General features: G+C 29.4%; 15 protein-coding genes and 1 tRNA gene. 7 read left to right on the plus strand and 9 right to left on the minus strand.

The window, feature by feature from the left end; translation table 11 throughout:
* Nucleotides 1-298: 298 nt before the first annotated feature.
* From C4S75_RS09360 to C4S75_RS09385, 6 genes are all read right to left on the minus strand, one after another.
* The gene (locus C4S75_RS09360; protein ID WP_105298027.1) at nt 299-1,930 is read right to left on the minus strand and encodes a M1 family metallopeptidase; all 1,632 of its coding nucleotides are present in this window, start codon (nt 1,928-1,930) and stop codon (nt 299-301) included.
* Nucleotides 1,931-2,292: 362 nt separating this feature from the next.
* Nucleotides 2,293-2,366: transfer RNA gene (locus C4S75_RS09365), tRNA-Arg, on the minus strand.
* An 82-nt stretch (nt 2,367-2,448) separates the two neighbouring features.
* Nucleotides 2,449-3,519 carry an acyltransferase gene (locus tag C4S75_RS09370; RefSeq protein ID WP_105298028.1) on the minus strand — a complete coding sequence of 357 codons (1,071 nt, stop codon included), beginning with the start codon at nt 3,517-3,519 and terminating at the stop codon, nt 2,449-2,451.
* Nucleotides 3,520-3,547: 28 nt separating this feature from the next.
* Nucleotides 3,548-4,210 (minus strand): HAD family hydrolase, encoded by a 663-nt coding sequence (locus tag C4S75_RS09375; RefSeq protein ID WP_105298029.1) that lies wholly within the window; start codon nt 4,208-4,210, stop codon nt 3,548-3,550.
* A 12-nt stretch (nt 4,211-4,222) separates the two neighbouring features.
* Complete coding sequence (locus tag C4S75_RS09380) at nt 4,223-4,801, minus strand: sugar transferase (protein ID WP_105298030.1); 579 nt, start codon at nt 4,799-4,801, stop codon at nt 4,223-4,225.
* Between the two features lie 104 nt (nt 4,802-4,905).
* Nucleotides 4,906-6,228 (minus strand): ammonium transporter, encoded by a 1,323-nt coding sequence (locus tag C4S75_RS09385; protein WP_105298031.1) that lies wholly within the window; start codon nt 6,226-6,228, stop codon nt 4,906-4,908.
* A 677-nt stretch (nt 6,229-6,905) separates the two neighbouring features.
* Here C4S75_RS09385 and C4S75_RS09390 point away from each other — a divergent pair.
* The 3 genes from C4S75_RS09390 to C4S75_RS09400 all read left to right on the plus strand — a co-directional run bounded on the left by C4S75_RS09390 (nt 6,906) and on the right by C4S75_RS09400 (nt 11,311).
* The gene (locus C4S75_RS09390) at nt 6,906-8,576 is read left to right on the plus strand and encodes a hypothetical protein (protein WP_105298032.1); all 1,671 of its coding nucleotides are present in this window, start codon (nt 6,906-6,908) and stop codon (nt 8,574-8,576) included.
* A 236-nt stretch (nt 8,577-8,812) separates the two neighbouring features.
* Nucleotides 8,813-10,513, plus strand: a complete 1,701-nt coding sequence (gene lysS, locus C4S75_RS09395; RefSeq protein WP_105298033.1) for a lysine--tRNA ligase — start codon at nt 8,813-8,815, stop codon at nt 10,511-10,513.
* Nucleotides 10,514-10,726: 213 nt separating this feature from the next.
* Nucleotides 10,727-11,311, plus strand: a complete 585-nt coding sequence (locus C4S75_RS09400) for a cysteine dioxygenase family protein (protein WP_158254246.1) — start codon at nt 10,727-10,729, stop codon at nt 11,309-11,311.
* Nucleotides 11,312-11,553: 242 nt separating this feature from the next.
* On the opposite strand, the gene C4S75_RS09405 is transcribed toward C4S75_RS09400, so the two are convergent.
* From C4S75_RS09405 to C4S75_RS09415, 3 genes are all read right to left on the minus strand, one after another.
* Complete coding sequence (locus C4S75_RS09405) at nt 11,554-13,212, minus strand: hypothetical protein (protein WP_105298035.1); 1,659 nt, start codon at nt 13,210-13,212, stop codon at nt 11,554-11,556.
* A gap of 101 nt (nt 13,213-13,313) precedes the next feature.
* Nucleotides 13,314-14,207 carry a PstS family phosphate ABC transporter substrate-binding protein gene (locus tag C4S75_RS09410; protein WP_105298036.1) on the minus strand — a complete coding sequence of 298 codons (894 nt, stop codon included), beginning with the start codon at nt 14,205-14,207 and terminating at the stop codon, nt 13,314-13,316.
* Entirely contained in the window at nt 14,197-14,394 is a 198-nt protein-coding gene (locus C4S75_RS09415; protein ID WP_105298037.1) for a C4-dicarboxylate ABC transporter, read from the minus strand. The genes C4S75_RS09410 and C4S75_RS09415 overlap by 11 nt, the downstream gene beginning before the upstream one ends.
* Nucleotides 14,395-14,493: 99 nt before the next feature.
* On the opposite strand from C4S75_RS09415, the gene tsaE reads away from it, so the two are divergent.
* The 4 genes from tsaE (at nt 14,494) to accD (ending at nt 17,385) form a co-directional block, all read left to right on the plus strand.
* Nucleotides 14,494-14,895 (plus strand): tRNA (adenosine(37)-N6)-threonylcarbamoyltransferase complex ATPase subunit type 1 TsaE, encoded by a 402-nt coding sequence (gene tsaE, locus C4S75_RS09420; RefSeq protein ID WP_105298038.1) that lies wholly within the window; start codon nt 14,494-14,496, stop codon nt 14,893-14,895.
* Nucleotide 14,896: 1 nt separating this feature from the next.
* Nucleotides 14,897-16,090: an alanine dehydrogenase gene (locus tag C4S75_RS09425; protein ID WP_105298039.1), complete on the plus strand. Its 1,194-nt coding sequence runs from the start codon at nt 14,897-14,899 to the stop codon at nt 16,088-16,090.
* Between the two features lie 2 nt (nt 16,091-16,092).
* Nucleotides 16,093-16,449: a DUF4258 domain-containing protein gene (locus tag C4S75_RS09430; protein WP_105298040.1), complete on the plus strand. Its 357-nt coding sequence runs from the start codon at nt 16,093-16,095 to the stop codon at nt 16,447-16,449.
* Between the two features lie 81 nt (nt 16,450-16,530).
* Complete coding sequence (accD, locus tag C4S75_RS09435; protein ID WP_105298041.1) at nt 16,531-17,385, plus strand: acetyl-CoA carboxylase, carboxyltransferase subunit beta; 855 nt, start codon at nt 16,531-16,533, stop codon at nt 17,383-17,385.
* Nucleotides 17,386-17,423: the final 38 nt, after the last annotated feature.

The raw sequence follows: 17,423 nt of genomic DNA on the forward strand, positions 1-17,423 counted from the left end.
TTTTTTATGGTTTACTTTATTTATAGTTTGCTCTTTATTGGATTTATTATTATTTCATTTATGCTTTATCGGTTTTTACTAAAAACTACCGATATAATGAAGTATATGTTTTTCATTATTTTATACATAGTCGGTATATTACTATTTTTTCAGGCAGCAGAAATGATTATTATCTATTGGTATGATCCCATACCTGCTAAGTATTTAAATTTTATGTTCTTAACCTATCTTTTTGCTACGATGATAGGATTTTTAAGTATTTCAATTATTACTATTAAAAAGTTAAAAAAGAAATGAGTTATTCATTTGATTTATAGATTTTAACATAAAAATTTTCATCAACATAAAATTTATTGGTTAAATCCTTAGATTTGACGGATTTCCAATTTTCTGTAGGTTTGATTTTACCTATGGACGTGTTTATTTCCATTGAAAAGCCTTTAACAACGTTTGACCATTTATAAAATAAGGTATTATCTTTTATATAATAATTTAATACGGGTATATCTATAGTTCTTAAATATTGGTCAAAAATTTTAGAAAAATTAATTCCTGATTTATCTGATATATAATTTTCTACTTGACTCGAAGTAACAGTTTGATGATAAAAATCTTGGTTTAAACCTCTGAGTATATTTCTGAACAGTTCATCATTTCCTATAATTTGTCTAATGGTATGTATCATATTGGCTCCTTTATCATACATATCTATACTCCCTTTTTTATTTTTAGAATACGTTCCTATAATGGGAATATCATTTTTAATATTTTTTCTTTGTCCAATTATATACCTATTTGCTTTTTCCTTTCCATAAAAATATTCAACAAATAACGTTTCCGAATAGGTAGTGAATGCTTCATGTATCCACATGTCTGCAATATCTGCATTAGAAATATTGTTGCCAAACCATTCGTGTCCGGATTCGTGAACTATAATAAAATCCCACTCCAACCCTATACCCGTGCCGCTTCTGTCTTGACCTAAATAGCCATTTTTATAATTATTGCCGTAAGCAATTGCACTTTGATGTTCCATGCCCAAATAAGGCGCTTCAACGATCTTATAACCATCCTCATAAAAAGGATACGGGCCGAACCAATATTCAAATGCTTCAAGCATCTTTTTTACTTGTGAAAATTGAAATTTAGCTTTATTTAAATTTTCAGGCATAACCCAATAACTTAATTCTAAATTTCCTTTTTCTCCATTATATTCATCTTTAAAATTTACGTAATCTCCTATATAGGGAATTATATTGTATGAAATTATGGGATTAATCACCTGCCATTTAAAATAATTTTTTTGTGATTCATTCCAGTTACCTATTAGTTTCCCATTGCCTATACCTTTTAAGTGGTTATTGGTAACAATAGTTAAGGTCATTCCTTCATCCGGCTCATCTCCCAAATAGCCCTTGCATGGAAACCATACACTGGCACCAATGCCTTCACAAGCAACAGTCATCCAATCTTTACCATTTCTATCTTTAGAAAATATCCAACCTCCATCCCAGGGAGCATTTTCTGCAATTTTAGGTTTTCCGCTAAAATAAATAATGAGTTCCTGATCGACATTTTCTTTTTCTGCATTGCGACTTAAGTCTAAATAGTAATAATTCCCTTTTTTTATATAGGGTACACGGTTATTTTTTACAGTCAAAATACTATCAATATTCATTGGATTTTGTAAATCAATTTGAATAATGTCAGATCCTTTATTTAGGAATTTGATTTTATTTGATCCTTTTAAAAATTTAGTTGTAAAGTCCGGTTCAATGATTAGATCATAATGTTTTACATCCCAATGATCTACATACTTAATTTTATTATTCTCTATCGAATCTTTAAATATAAATAAAGCTCTTTCTTGAGCAACAAAAATTAGAGGGAAGAATGAAAATATAACGTGTTGAAATTTAAGAGATTTCATAAAGAATACTTTAACGATGTATCTATTTACTAAACTAATTATATAAAAGAACGTATAGGATGTAAGTATCTTGTAATTTTCTTTAATTATTGTAAAATAATTTTAGAACAATGGAAAGTTTATTATATGTATTGGTAAAAAAATATTAGACACTAATGAACTTCACTCTAATTTAATCGTATTTCACATTTGAAGTTAATTTGCTTACTATTTAGTTAATTTCTTTTAGTAAATGCTTATTATCTATTTTGATGAAATATAATTAAGCAGTATACATTAAATAAACACTGTTAAATTCTAATTTCAATAAAAAAAGTCATTAAAAACAAGCTATTTGACTCGTTTAAAATGACTTACTTTAGTGACCGCGGAAGGAGTCGAACCCTCAACCTTCAGAGCCGTAATCTGACGCTCTATCCAATTGAGCTACGCGGCCATTTATTTTGCGTGCAAAGCTAATAAAATTTTTTTTTCTATTAAAATCTTTTTGAATTTTTCAATGAATTTTCATTATTCTTTCAAATCTTTTTATTTAATAATACTTTTTTTAAAACTCTGGATATAGGGGTTTCTAAATACTTATAGCTTAGTAATGAAAAAATGCAAGCTAATGAAGCAATAAGTAAAGGTATGAAAAGTATTTCCTTTCCTAAAAAATCATAGATACTATTTATGGTAGCCACTCCAATATGATAGTGAATTAAATACAAAGAATATGAGGCAACACCCAATTTACAAACCCATTTATTATTTAAAAAAGAAAGATATTTTGGAAAATAAACGAAAATTAAAAACAATAACAAAATGGAAAGGTAAATAAACAACAGCTTTATATCTTTCCCCCAAATGGACAAAATAAATATCAATATAATCATTATGCTTATGTTCTTATATTCTTTTTTATTGTTGTATAATTTATATAAAAAAAGCCCCACAAGAAACCATAAACATTCATGAAAAAAAATAAATCCTCTACTGACAAATTTATAGTATTTAATTTTTTCCGGTGATATAAAATTTTTCAAAATATCATGTCCTATTTCACTTGAAAATAAAAGAAAAATCGGGATACCTATTATACAAGTCAATATATAATTTCTTATCATTTTTTTAGGCGATAGAAAATATAAAAATCCTATTAAAAAATAAAAATTCACCTCAACCCATAAGCTCCAATATGCATTATCTATATAGTAATATTTGGTATAACCGACGAATATATCTACGAAGTTTGGATCTATAAATGTATTAGCTATGTAATAATTAATTATATTTTTAGAACTATAATATCCTTCGCCTTTGTATATATAACTAAAAAATAAGAAAGTACATGTTGAACAAATAAACATCCCCGGAGCTAACCGAATATATCTTTTTTTTAAGAATTGTAAATAATTTTTAGAATTTTCCAATGAGATAGAAATAACAAAACCGGATATAATGAAAAAGATTTGAACCCCTAAATATCCTTGATAAGCTAAAAATTTAACTATTTCATTTTTTGAAAAATTATAATAATGTCCTAAAACAACCATTCCTATAGCTAACACTCTTAGTCCATCTAATATAGGCACTCTTGAATTTTTCATGATTTAATTTACTTATGGCAGTTAGATTTTAATTATTTTTTACTAACCTTAAAATTTCTTCAGGTCTTTTTACTATGTATTCGGCTCCATATTTTTTAAGTTCTTCTTCGGATCTAAATCCCCATAGAACCCCTATACTTGTTATGCCTGCATTTACAGCTGTTTGCATATCTGTTCCGGTATCTCCAACATAAATTATTTCTTCTTTATTTGTTATACCTAATTCATTCATAATGTCGTAAACAATCTGTGGATTCGGCTTCATGGGAACTTTAGTTCTTTGTCCAAAAACAGATGAAAATTTTATTTCACTAAAATATTTTTTTACTAATGCTTGAGCACCTTCCATAAATTTATTGGATGCTACTGCCAGTTTTATATTCATGGAACTCAGTGATTTTAACATTTCAATTACTCCGTCATATGGTGCTGTCTTTATAGCTGAGTGCTTAGTATAGTATTCAATGAATTCATCTTTAATTTTTTCAATTACCTCAAGATCACTTTTTGATTCGGATGGCAAAGCTCTTTCAATCAATTGAGTCATTCCATTACCGACAAAATTTTTGTATGAATCTAAAGCATGTACCGGTAAATGATTTTTTTCTAAAATATAATTACACGAATCAGCTAAATCATTTAGCGTGTTAAGTAAAGTTCCGTCTAAATCAAAAATAGCCAACTTAGTCATAATTTTATTTTTTTATTTTACAAATATAGTTTTAAACAGATAGTTAAAGTCTCCCGTTAATGACCAATTTTTCACATAATCTTTATTTATATTAATTTTATCCTTCCAAATGATCGTATCATTGTATAATTGTGGATTTTCAACTTTAGATAAAATTTCCTCTTCATTTCTGTATTTTAGTTGAGCCGGACCTGTAATCCCCGGTTTTACGGAAAGAATAATTTTATCTTCCCCTTCTAATTTGTCCGCATAACCCGGAACATCGGGCCTGGGACCCACCCATGACATATCACCCATAAGAATATTTAAAATTTGGGGTAATTCATCCAATTTATATTTTCTTAAAAATTTACCTAATTGGGTGATTTGCATATTATGTGTGGTGACCGTTGATGTATATACCCCTTTCATCGTTCTAAATTTGAACAAATTGAAATGTTTACCGTTTTTACCTATTCTATTTTGAGTAAAGATTCCAATCATACCTGTGTCAAATGTAACCGCAATAAATATAAATACCATGGGCACAAGAAAAATAATAAAGCATAATAATGCTAATAAATAATCTGCTATAATTTTATTTTTCTTCATACTATTTATTATACAAAATTATAAAAGAAAAAGGATTTCTTACGAAATCCTTTTCCTATTAAGCACCTTTTAAAATAAACATTGAATAAATATTCTAATAACTATTAAAAAACTTTTTCACCGTGTTGTGTTATATCTAAACCTAATTCTTCTTTATCAGGATCAACCCTTAATGGAATAATTTTATTTACAATAAATAATAATAATAACGTTCCAAAAAAAACAAATATGGAAACGGCAATCATTGCTATAAAGTGATTAACAAACAATGAGGTCTCTCCAAAAAACAATCCGTTTGAAGGAATATCTTCATTTATAGACTTATCCGCGAAAACTCCGGTTAAGAGCATTCCTACCATACCTCCCACTCCATGACAAGGAAAAACGTCTAAGGTGTCATCTACCCCGTTAGTATGGAAAAATTTAACCATGTAAAAACTAATCACGCTGGCAATTAATCCGATAAACAATGAATGTCCTAAAGAAACAAATCCTGCACCCGGGGTTATAGCTACTAAACCCACTACTGCTCCTACACAAACTCCTACTGAAGATAATTTTTTTCCATTTATTTTTTCTAAAAATCCCCAAGTTAAAGCACTTAAAGCAGAGGCTGCCGTTGTATTTGCAAAAGCCAGTACACCTAACTCATTAGCCGCAAACGATGATCCCGCATTAAATCCAAACCAACCAATCCAAAGCAAACTGGCCCCTAAAATTACATAAGGTATTTGTGCAGATGCTAGAGTTGTATCTCTTCTTTTTTTCAAAAAAATAGCACCTGCTAATGCCGCCCAACCGGAACTCATATGAACTACTGTGCCTCCGGCAAAATCCAATATTCCTGCCTTTGCCAATATTCCTTCCGGATGCCATGTAGCATGTGCCAGGGGGGAGTAAATAAAAATTGAAAACATAACTATAAATAATAAATAACCCCAGAATTTTATACGTTCTGCAACACCTCCTGAAATTAATGCCGGAGTTATAATGGCAAATTTTAATTGAAAGAGGGCAAATAAAAGTATGGGGATCGTAGGCGCTCCTACCCAGGCAGAAGTTGTTCCAATTCCTTGCATAAACATATGAGGTAATGGATTTCCTATGATACCCCCTATATCCGGTCCAAATGCCAATCCAAACTCGAAGATAAACCATAAAACGGTTATTGTCACCATTGCTATAAAGCTCTGAAATATAGTGCTTATTATATTTTTACTATTGACCATTCCTCCATAAAAAAAACCTACTCCGGGAGTCATTAAAAAAACAAGCACTGAAGCTACTAACATCCAAGCTACGTCAGCAGAATTAAAACTTATGCCTTCTGCAACAGCCTTTGAAGACTCTGCTGAAAATAACGTATTTGAAAAAAGGCTTACTAAACCTACAACAATTAAAATTAAAACTAAAATATATTTTCGCATACCCAATATTTTATACAGCAAAAATATAATTTTTTAATTAAAAACAAAATAAACATCTATTTTTTAACGGGTAAAAATTGAAAATATTTATAAATTTTAAGATAAACCCCTATTTTTTAATATTACCATTTTTTTTTAATTTCAGCTATATATTATATTGGGTAAAAAATTTAATTTAATAATTTGATTATTTAAATTGTTTGATAAATTTATTTATCTCTTATTTAAAGAACTATTCGTATATTTTATTTAAAAAAATTTGTTACCCTATAAATTCATACAATTTAAAAAACTATAAAATTATATCAATAAACAGATGCAACCACTAAAATTAAATTTATTTTATATAATTTTTTTAAAAATTTTTATAATATTTGTGATTCATTCAATAATATTTTAAAATTAAATCCACATGTTCTTTTCAAACTAGACTTGCAAAATTCTTTTAAAAATGTATCTAGCATTAAATATTTCTCACAACAATATCAATTCTATAAATATTATTACATATAAATTATTATATAATTATATATAAAAAATATTTAGATAAATATTAATATATTTTATTTCTATATATTAAAAAATAATATATATTTATCTGGAATTAAAAACTATATTAATGAAAATTATAAACAACTGATTTAAAATGAATTACTAATTTTTTAATAACAATTTTTATGAAAAAAATTCTTTTAACACTTAGCACTATTTTAGCGCTATATTCATGTAATAATGAAGATTTACATGATGGATCATCACCTTCCCATTCTTTGAATGATAAGAAAATTATCAATCAGTCCGGTTCTATACAAGGAGTAACCTATTCATTTGATAATGTGGAAGTAAATCCTAATTTAGTAACCTTGAATACGGAAAATAGTTCTATTCTTAGTACTAAAGAGGAGTTATCTAGAGGATTTATTAGCTTGAATAATATATCTGAAAAAATCGGAAAAGAATTAATCCCGGGTAACACGGTTTATTTAATTACTCAAGATTCGACGTATATAAGAAATATCACCTCAATTAATCAGAAAAATGATATTTATAATTTAGAAACAACGGATGCCAATATTGGCGATGTTTTTGAAAACGGTACGTTAAGCTTATCTTTAAATATTGATGATACTAACAAAAATAAGAATAGTTCTTTACTAGCGCTTAAAAATGCATACGATAAAGATTATGTTTTTCATCCTTTGATTTTTAATAAAGAATTTCGTGTAAAAGGACTAATTTTTAATCCGGACAGTAAATTAACCCCTTCAATTGCTGTGAAATTAGGTTTTGACAAATCACGCGTTATACCTAGCGTAATTGAGATGTATTTTAACAGCCATACAGAATATAACCCAACTATAACTTTAGATAAAGATGTTAAGGGTAAATTTTCTCATGATTTTATTGATAATGTCCCACAAATTCTTATCGATTATTTAAAAAAGTATAGTGTAACTATTAAAATTCCTACCGGCAAATATTTAGGAGACGTTCCGGTTAAAATTAGTGTAAACCAAATTAATTTTCCAACTGAAATTGAAGCAAACGTTTATAGAGGATCTAACGTGAGCTTTAAAGCAGAAGGTAATGTAAAATTAGGAGTTAAATTTACACTTAATAATAATCCGGATTATATCTATGAAAATGGAATTCAAAAAATAGACGGATTTAATAATAATTTATACGGAGAAGTTTTAACCGACATGAAATTCATCATCATACCTCAAGTTCAAGTTTTCCAATCTAAATTAATTGATGTTAAAGGTAAAATAACTGTAGGACTTAAAACTTCTAATATCGGTAACGGAACTTCTTCAGATGACTCTAAAAGTTTTTCACAAGGAACCGTTTATACTTCTGCGGCATTCACTTTTTCAAGTTTAGGTTTACCTGCCTATAGCACCGATATTTTCAAAAAATCAATAAATATATGGAAAAAAGGAGAATATATTAATTCTGTTTCTTTTTCAAATTTTAAAGCGGGTAAAGCAACCATTGTACCATGTAGCGGTTTGACCTCTTTTGGATATGATGTTTTGTTAGATTATAAATACAGCTTACCAGGAAAAACAATTTCCGGTGATTTAGAAATAACTTATGATGTATATGCTGATAATGGTACTCTTCTTGAGTCTAATAAAACAGTTAAAGTATTACCATATAATATAACTTCTAACTCATTTAAATTCAATATGTGTATTCCTTTCAGAAAAATCAATTTCTTCAATATATCTAAAATTAGTTATGTTAAAAATATAACTATTAAAGATGCTAACGGATATATAGCAAATGGAATATTAGACCCATTGACCGGAAGCCCGGTTACTGAAATTGCATTTGTAAGGTAATTTTTCTTAGTAATATATTTGTAAAGGTAGACGCTCATTGTCTACCTTTTTTTATAGAACTAGTATTTCCTCAAAAAAATCAAAACGTATAATATCAAAAAATTATCAATATTTAAATTTTTCTTAAGAAGTATAAGTTATCATGAAGAATTTTTGAAAAGAATAGTAAATAAATACGGTAAACATTTTAAAGGACTTACAGATTATTACTAAATTTGCACGATAAAATTGTTATTATGCAACTTTCAGAACAAGAACTAATTCGAAGAGAAAAATTACAAAAACTTAAGGATGCGGGTGTCGATCCATATCCCGCTGCAGAATATAAAGTTACGCATACTGCCCAAGAAATAAAAGATCAATTTAAAGAAGGAGAAAAGGTTGTGATTGCCGGAAGACTTATGTCTAATCGTATTCAGGGAAAAGCGGGATTTTCTGAGCTGCAAGATACCACCGGGCGTATTCAGCTGTATTTTAACAGAGATGTAATTTGTCCCGACGATGATAAATTTAAATATAACGATTTTTATAAAAAATTGCTCGATTTAGGTGATTTTATAGGAGTTGAAGGAGAATTATTTGTTACTAAAATGGGCGAAAAAACCGTAATGGTTAACGATTTTAAACTTCTTTCAAAGGTATTGCGACCGCTTCCTCTACCTAAAGTTGATGAAGAAGGAAAAGTCCATGATGCATTTAATGATCCTGAATTAAGATATAGAATGAGATATGTTGACTTAGTAGTCAATCCCCATATTAAAGATATTTTTATTAAACGGACTCGTCTGTTTAATGCAATGAGATCCTTTTTTAATGATAAGGGATATTTTGAGGTTGAAACCCCTATACTTCAATCTATTCCCGGTGGAGCTGCGGCTCGACCGTTTATAACCCATCATAACGCTTTAAATATTCCATTATATTTACGAATTGCAAATGAGTTATATTTAAAACGTCTTATTGTTGCCGGTTTTGAAGGAGTGTACGAATTCTCTAAAAACTTCAGAAATGAAGGAATGGACAGAACACATAATCCTGAATTTACTGCAATGGAAATTTACGTTGCTTATAAGGATTATAATTGGATGATGAAGTTTACTGAACAATTATTGGAACATTGCGCCCTAGCAGTTAACGGAACTACCCGAGCAACATTTGGAGAGCATGAAATTGATTTTAAAGCTCCATATGCCCGGATTTCCATGACCGATGCTATTAAAAAATTTACGGGTTTTGATATAACAGGAAAATCTGAGGAGGAATTGAGAAATGCAGCAAAAGAAATGGGTGTTGAAGTTGATGAAACTATGGGTAAAGGAAAAATCATAGATGAAATATTCGGAGAAAAGTGTGAAGGTAATTTTATACAACCAACCTTCATTACTGATTATCCCAAAGAAATGTCTCCACTAACCAAACAGCACCGCGATAATCCTGAATTAACCGAACGTTTTGAATTAATGGTTTGCGGAAAAGAAATTGCTAATTCTTATTCAGAATTAAATGATCCCATAGATCAAAGAGAACGTTTTGAAGAACAATTAAAATTGTCTGAAAAAGGAGATGATGAAGCAATGTTTATTGATCAGGATTTCTTACGTGCATTGGAATTCGGTATGCCTCCGACTGCTGGCTTAGGTATAGGAATGGATCGATTAATTATGTTCCTTACTAATAATCCGTCTATACAAGAAGTATTATTTTTCCCGCAAATGAAACCCGAACAAAAAGCATCTTCCATCGAACATTCTGAGGAAGAAAAAATTATCATCAAACTATTACAAGATAATAATTCTTCTATGGAATTAAATGAATTAAAATCTCTGGCCGGACTAAGTGGAAAAAAATGGGACAAAGCCATGAAATCGCTTTCTAAACATTCATTGATTACTGTTACTGTTACTAATGAAAATAAAACAGTTGAATTAATTTCATAAAAATATTTTGAAATAACATTTATAAGGCTATCTTTTTAGATAGCCTTTTTAAATTAAAATATATCGAATTTAGAACCCTTACATTCTATTATAAGTCAATTTGAAAAAATGAACTAAAAAAAATGTTTTTATTTACCACTAAATCTATAGGAATTAGATGATATTAAATTCATATTTATTATCTTTGTTTAAAATCAAAATAAATAAATGATTATGGAAACGATATTTAAAAATAAAAGTCAAGAATTACTTAACAGTATAGAAAATCTAAAATTGAGTAACTCTGATTACGAACAAGTTGCATCAGAATTATTTAAATATAATTTTAATGATTACGAGGCAGCTTTTTCTATTAATAAAGTAAATGTTCCGGAAGGCAGTTATGTTCGTTTACCTATTTTTGCTAATAAATGCTGTGCGATTTTAATGCTTTGGGGGATAAATAATAAAACAGCCATTCATGACCACTTAAACTACGACGGATTAATAAAAGTTTTAAAAGGAAATCTTACAGAAGTTAGTTACTTGGAAGATAAAAATTTCATAGTATACGAAGGGGAAGGCGTAGCTCCTGAAGGTGCTATTTTTCCTGAAGATTTAGGAGGTATTCATTCGGTAGTTAATAATTCTTCGGAAATATCTGTTAGCTTACATATCTATCATACTCCTCAAACTTCTTTAAAAGGTGTTAGAATTTTTGATTATGAAAATAGAAAAATAGCCATCTTAAATGATAAGGCTACATCTTGTTCATGGAATTTACCTGAAGATAATTACGAGAAAATCACTCAATTATAACTAGTATAATTTTAAAATATTTAAATTCTAACTCAGATTGAGTTAGAATTTTTTAATTAAATATTAATTCTTACCCGTCAATTTTAAAGCCTAACCAAGAATTCAATCTCTACCTTTTCAGATATTAAATCTAAACTTATATTTTCTAAATTTTTTTGAACTTTACAACTTATAAAGTTTAGCAATAAAAAAAGCTATTTCATTTAAATGAAATAGCCTTTTAATCTTGTTAATTGTAAAAATTATTGTAAAAGTTTTTGAAGATTTAAAGCATCTGCATTTTGAGGATCCACAGATAATGTTTTGTTCAAATAAGTTTCTGCTTTATCTTTATTTCCTTCATGATATTCTTTGTAAGCGAAAAATGTATAGGCAATAGCTAAATATGCTTTTTCATTGGCTGAATATTCTTTCTTCGGTTCAACCATATCAATATATTTTTGGAAGGCTTGAGCTGTAAGACCGCTTTTATCACTCGAATCATACGCGTATAATGCCATACCTTTTCCGGCATAAGCTACTTCCCAGGTAGGAATTAGAGAAATCAATTGATCCCATGAAGCAACAGAGCCTAAGTAATCTTTAGCTTCGTATTGTTCTAAAGCTAAATTATACCATGAAGTTGTATCGTTGGCATCAGCCGCAACCGATTTTTTCAAAGCCTCGATTTTGGAATTAGTTATAGATGCTTCTGTTTTAGCTCCCGGTTGTAAGGATAAAAGAATTGATTGGTAATCGTAAGTTTTATCTCCTTGACCGATGGCTTTGGTTAGATTTAATATCGCGGTTTTAGTTAATTCCTCTTTTTCTTGACCGCTCGCAGTTTTAATTAATGAGGATTGTATTTTTCCTAAAACTCCATAATCCGAACCTTCTCTTTTTGATTCTGGAATGGTTTGTAAATATTGATTTATATTTTTATAGGCTTCGGAAAAATCAGAATTTTCAATTAAATCCAATGCTTTTAACTTAAATTTTAACGGATCGGATATATCATTCCAATTTTTAGTCAGTAAATCTAAAGACTTTGCATAATCTTTAATAAAATAGGAAACTTTAGCTAATTCAAATTGTGTTTCGGCATCGTTGTTCCCTGACAAAGAAATATATTTTTGTAAGTTTTTAAAAGCTTCATTATAATTACCGCTTCTCACATTAAAGTCTGACAAATATTTGTATGTTAAGGGATAATTAGGATTAGCTGCTATGGCCTTGTCAAAATTTTCTGAAGCTAATTTTCCTTGTCCGTTGGTTCTCCCCCATATGTTTCCTATTAATGCATAAGGTATGGATTTATCTTCGGCAATTCCTAAGGCTTTAGTATAATTGGAAACTGCCTTACCCGGATCTTTTTTTTCAAAATAGGCATTTCCTAATACTATATAGTATTCGGACTTATCTTTATTCTTAACCAAGTCTAATAACTTTTGGCCATATTCGATACTTTTATCATAATCCGTACTTTGCGGCTTATTGGTAAATAATTGATAGGCTTTTGATATTTGATATAATACATCCGCATTTTTGTACTTTGATCCTTTGGCGATGGATTCAAAATCTGCATTTGCTTCCGATTTTTTTCCTTGATATAATTTTATTGTCGCCAATCCGATTTTGTTTAAATCAGATTTTGTATCTAAAGCCAATCCTTTATTAAAATTTTGTGAGGCCTGTTCTATATCAGGTTTAGAAATTGATAAATAATATGCTCCTAAATAATAATAATTGTCTGACGATGGTGATTGAGCTGCTAATTTTTCAAAAGTATTTTGGGCTTTGCTATATTGATCATTTCCTAAATACTTAATGCCCTCTTGAATACTTTGTGCATTCATAAATCCTGATAACATCATAGCAGAGATTACAAATGTTGCACCTATTTCTTTTTTCGCGTAATTCATTCTAAGTCTTTATTTTTTTTCTTATTTATTTTATTTTTAACTATTATTTGTATTTAAATAGTATTAAGCTTATTTATTTTTTTTAAACAATTTTTTCAAATTTACCTTCCATGAAGTTCAATCCTTCTTTCATACAAATAATAGGGTTGAAGTCCTGCCCTTTTAACAATAAGCTGTCCTCTCTGAGAGCCACAAAATCTTGAAAAACTGCTCCCTATTTTAAAACTGTTTTCAGCATTTAATAGAAAAACTCTTTTGGTGAAAGGGTATATACCTTCACGCAAATTAGGCACCGTTGGATTTATTAATTTACCATCCGTTCTTCTTATAGGCAATATTCTCACTTTTGAAAGGAACTCCTTCACTTCATTACTATTTTCTTCACTTAATACATCCAAACCAATAATTCCTATATGAGAGCTATTTTTACTAATAAATTGGATTACCTCTTTTCCATTTGAAAAAGAGTTAATTTTTTGATTTTTAGTCAGATTAAACCCTAATTTTTTTTTTAAATTATTAAAATTACTTGAATTTCCTCCATCAAATACAAATTTACTATCGTTTGAAATAATATTTGATTTTAAAGAACTTTGGTCAATTTCTTTAATGGAACTTTCTTTTGACACAACAAAAATGGTTGCATCACACGCTATTTGTGTGGAAATATAAGTAACGTTAGTATGATTGTATAAAATTCCGGCTTCTTCTGAAGATAAATCCCTGGTAGTCATTGCTATGGGAACCTTACCATTCAAAAGATCACCGATCACTAAATCTTCAACTTCCGGCTTGAATAAAATTTTTGTTTCGGGATAAGAGGATTGAAAAACTTCAACTAAAGCAGAGCCTAAATTCATAAGTGACGGATCAATAGCTAAAGTTATATTTCCTTGCCTATACGCTTGTTTCTTTTTTATATCTTCTTGGCACGAAATACATATAATAAAAAAAGCTAAAAATACTATGGATCTGATTATTAATCTATTGTTCATTTTGTCTAATATATTTAGTCGCTCGGTAAGCTCTAAAAAATCCGTAAACTATTAATAATCCCCCTAAAATCCAAGAGTATTCCGGTTCTAATTCAATAAAAAACTTTTTATAAACAATAATTAATATTCCTATTATAAAATACCCAATTCCAATAAATATGGAAAGTGATTTATAACTTAGCTTCATACTTCTTTTTTTGAAGAATTCTAAATAACAAATATAAAAATATTTATTTACTTATTTTTGCAGTTACTATTCTTATAATCTTTTTAAAAAATAAATTATATGGATTTTGTTATTAATACATTTTCAGACTTAGAAGATGTTGCTAAAGAAATAATTTCAAATTCAAAATATAAAATTTTTACACTTAAGGGAAATTTAGGTGCCGGAAAAACCACTTTAATAAAATATTTATGCAAAACACTTGAATGTCCGGATAATATAACCAGTCCTACTTTTTCATTAGTAAATGAATATCTGTGTCCTACTGGTAGAATTTATCACTTTGATTTATATCGAATTAAATATATGGAAGAATTAATAAATATTGGTTTTTATGAATACATTGATTCCGATAATTATTGTTTTATAGAATGGCCGGATATATGTGAAAATGAATTACCTGAACATCATAAAATTTTATTAAATTTGATGGATCAAACCAGGCATTTAACATTTAACTAATATGGGTATTTATACACCTTTTTCTGAAGAAGAGCTGATTCCCCTGGAGGAACGAATTGAAGTGATAAAAAAAGGAGGAAAATGCAGTATTGGTATTCCTAAAGAAGATCATTTTATTGAAAGCAGAATTGCTCTCACTCCCGATGCTGTATCGGTTCTAAGCTCTAATGGTATTGAAATTATAATGGAAAGTGGAGCCGGTTTAGGGGCTCATTATTCCGATGCTTTATATTGCGAAGCAGGGGCAAAAATTTCATACGATCCTAGAGAGGTTCTGTCTCAACCCATCATTTTAAAAGTTGAACCTTTATCTACAGATCAGATAAAGCACCTGCAGCCAAACTCCTATTTGATTTCAGCTGTACAAATAAATACTCAATGCAAAGAGTATTTCGAAGAACTTTCTAAAAAAAAGATTACGGCTTTAGGATTTGAATATATACGAGACAGCCATAATGAATTATCCATTGTACGACTTATTGGTGAAATAGCAGGAGTTTCCAGCATACTTATCGCCGCTGAATTATTATCTTCAACTCATGGGGGAAATGGACTTTTACTAGGAGGAATAACCGGCGTTAGACCATCCAACGTAGTAATTATAGGAGCAGGAAATGTTGGAGAAAGCGCCGCACGTTCGGCTTTAGGATTAGGGGCCACCGTAAAAGTGTTTGACAATTCTCTTACTCGACTTAGAAGACTTCAAGAATTACTGGGAAGACGGTTATATACGTCTACGATAGACCCGAAAGAGCTCAGCAAAGCGTTAATTCGCTGTGATGTTGCCATTGGTTGCTTAAAGGGAGAACTTAGGGCTCCGATTATTGTACCAGAAAATACTGTTAAAAGAATGAAACCGGGATCAGTTGTCATTGATATAAGCATCGATAACGGAGGCGTTTTTGAAACTTCAGAAATAAATGCTAAAAATGAAGCTTTTATTAAACATGAAGTCCTACATTATTGTGTTCCCAACATCACTTCTAAATTTGCAAGAACCGCTTCAAAAGCTTTAAGTAATTTCTTTTTAAGTTATTTTCTCAATCTGAATAATCAAGGAGGATTTGAAGCTATGTTTAGAAAAAACCGTGGAATTTGTCAAGGCATTTATATGTACAAAGGCAGAATAACTAATAGACAGATATCTTCTTGGTATGACCTACCCTACCAAGACATTCACTTACTAATTATTTAAGCATGTCATTTTCTAAAAGATTAAGACTCTATCTTACGGGTTTTTTTATGGGTCTTGTATTTATATTATTTGTATTTGGAAATAAGGTATTTTCATGGTCATACTTGCCCAATGACAGGGTTTTAGCTGAAATAAAAACTAAACCATTAAAGTTTTCAAATCAAAGTCTGGAAAGTCTTAAACTAAAAAAAATATCTCTCAATTTTATAAAAGATACGGTTCTTAGTAAAGGTAAAATAAATTTTAAGATGAGTAATGCTCAAGCATTGCCTTGTCCTCATTATGTTCTTCATTATGAAAGCTTAAAAGTTACATTTACTAAATGCAAAGACACGGTAGTCATAAACACGATTGATTAATCCTATTAAGGATTTTTTAACATAAAATTCCGTTTGTACAATTTTTTCCTATATTTACAATCTAAATGTAAAACAGAATATATGAGATGGTTTACTAGACAGAAAAAAAACATCAGTACTGACATTAGCGAAAAGAGAGAGGTTCCTGAGGGATTATACTATAAAACTCCATCCGGAAAAATTATTGAAACAGATCAATTAACAGCTAATTTCTATGTAAGTCCGGAAGATGATTTTCATGTTAGAATTGGTAGTTCCCAATATTTCCAGATTTTATTTGATAATGGTAAATTTAAAGAACTTGACGTAAAAGTTCACAGCAAAGATTCTTTAAATTTCGTCGATTCCAAACCGTATAAAGATCGATTAAAGGAAGCACAATCTAAAACTAATTTAACTGAAGCCATAAGAAATGCTGTAGGTAAAGTAAATGGAAAAGAAATTTATATTTCTTGTATGGACTTTAGTTTCATCGGAGGATCTGTGGGATCTGCGGTTGGAGAAAAAATTAGAAGAGCCATCGATTACTGTATTAAAAATAAATTACCTTATGTAATTATAAGTCAATCCGGAGGTGCTAGAATGCAAGAAGCAGGGCTATCTTTAATGCAATTGGCGAAGGTTGAAGCTAAATTAGCTCAATTAAGTGATGCCGGACTTCCTTATATATCTGTACTAACCGATCCAACCTTTGGAGGAATAACCGCTTCATATGGTTCTACCGGTGATATTATAATTGCAGAACCCGGCGCATTGATCGGATTTGCAGGACCAAGAGTAATTAAAGAAACTATCGGAAAAGATTTACCTCCAGGTTTCCAATCTTCTGAATTCCTATTAGAAAAAGGCTTTATAGACATTATAGCACACAGAAAAGATTTAAAAAATACCATTTCACATTGTGTTGACATGTTAATGAATAAAGAAGTTAAATAAAATATAAAAAACAAAGAAAAAGCTAATAATTATTAGCT

This window comes from Apibacter sp. wkB309, assembly GCF_002964915.1.
GTDB lineage: Bacteria > Bacteroidota > Bacteroidia > Flavobacteriales > Weeksellaceae > Apibacter.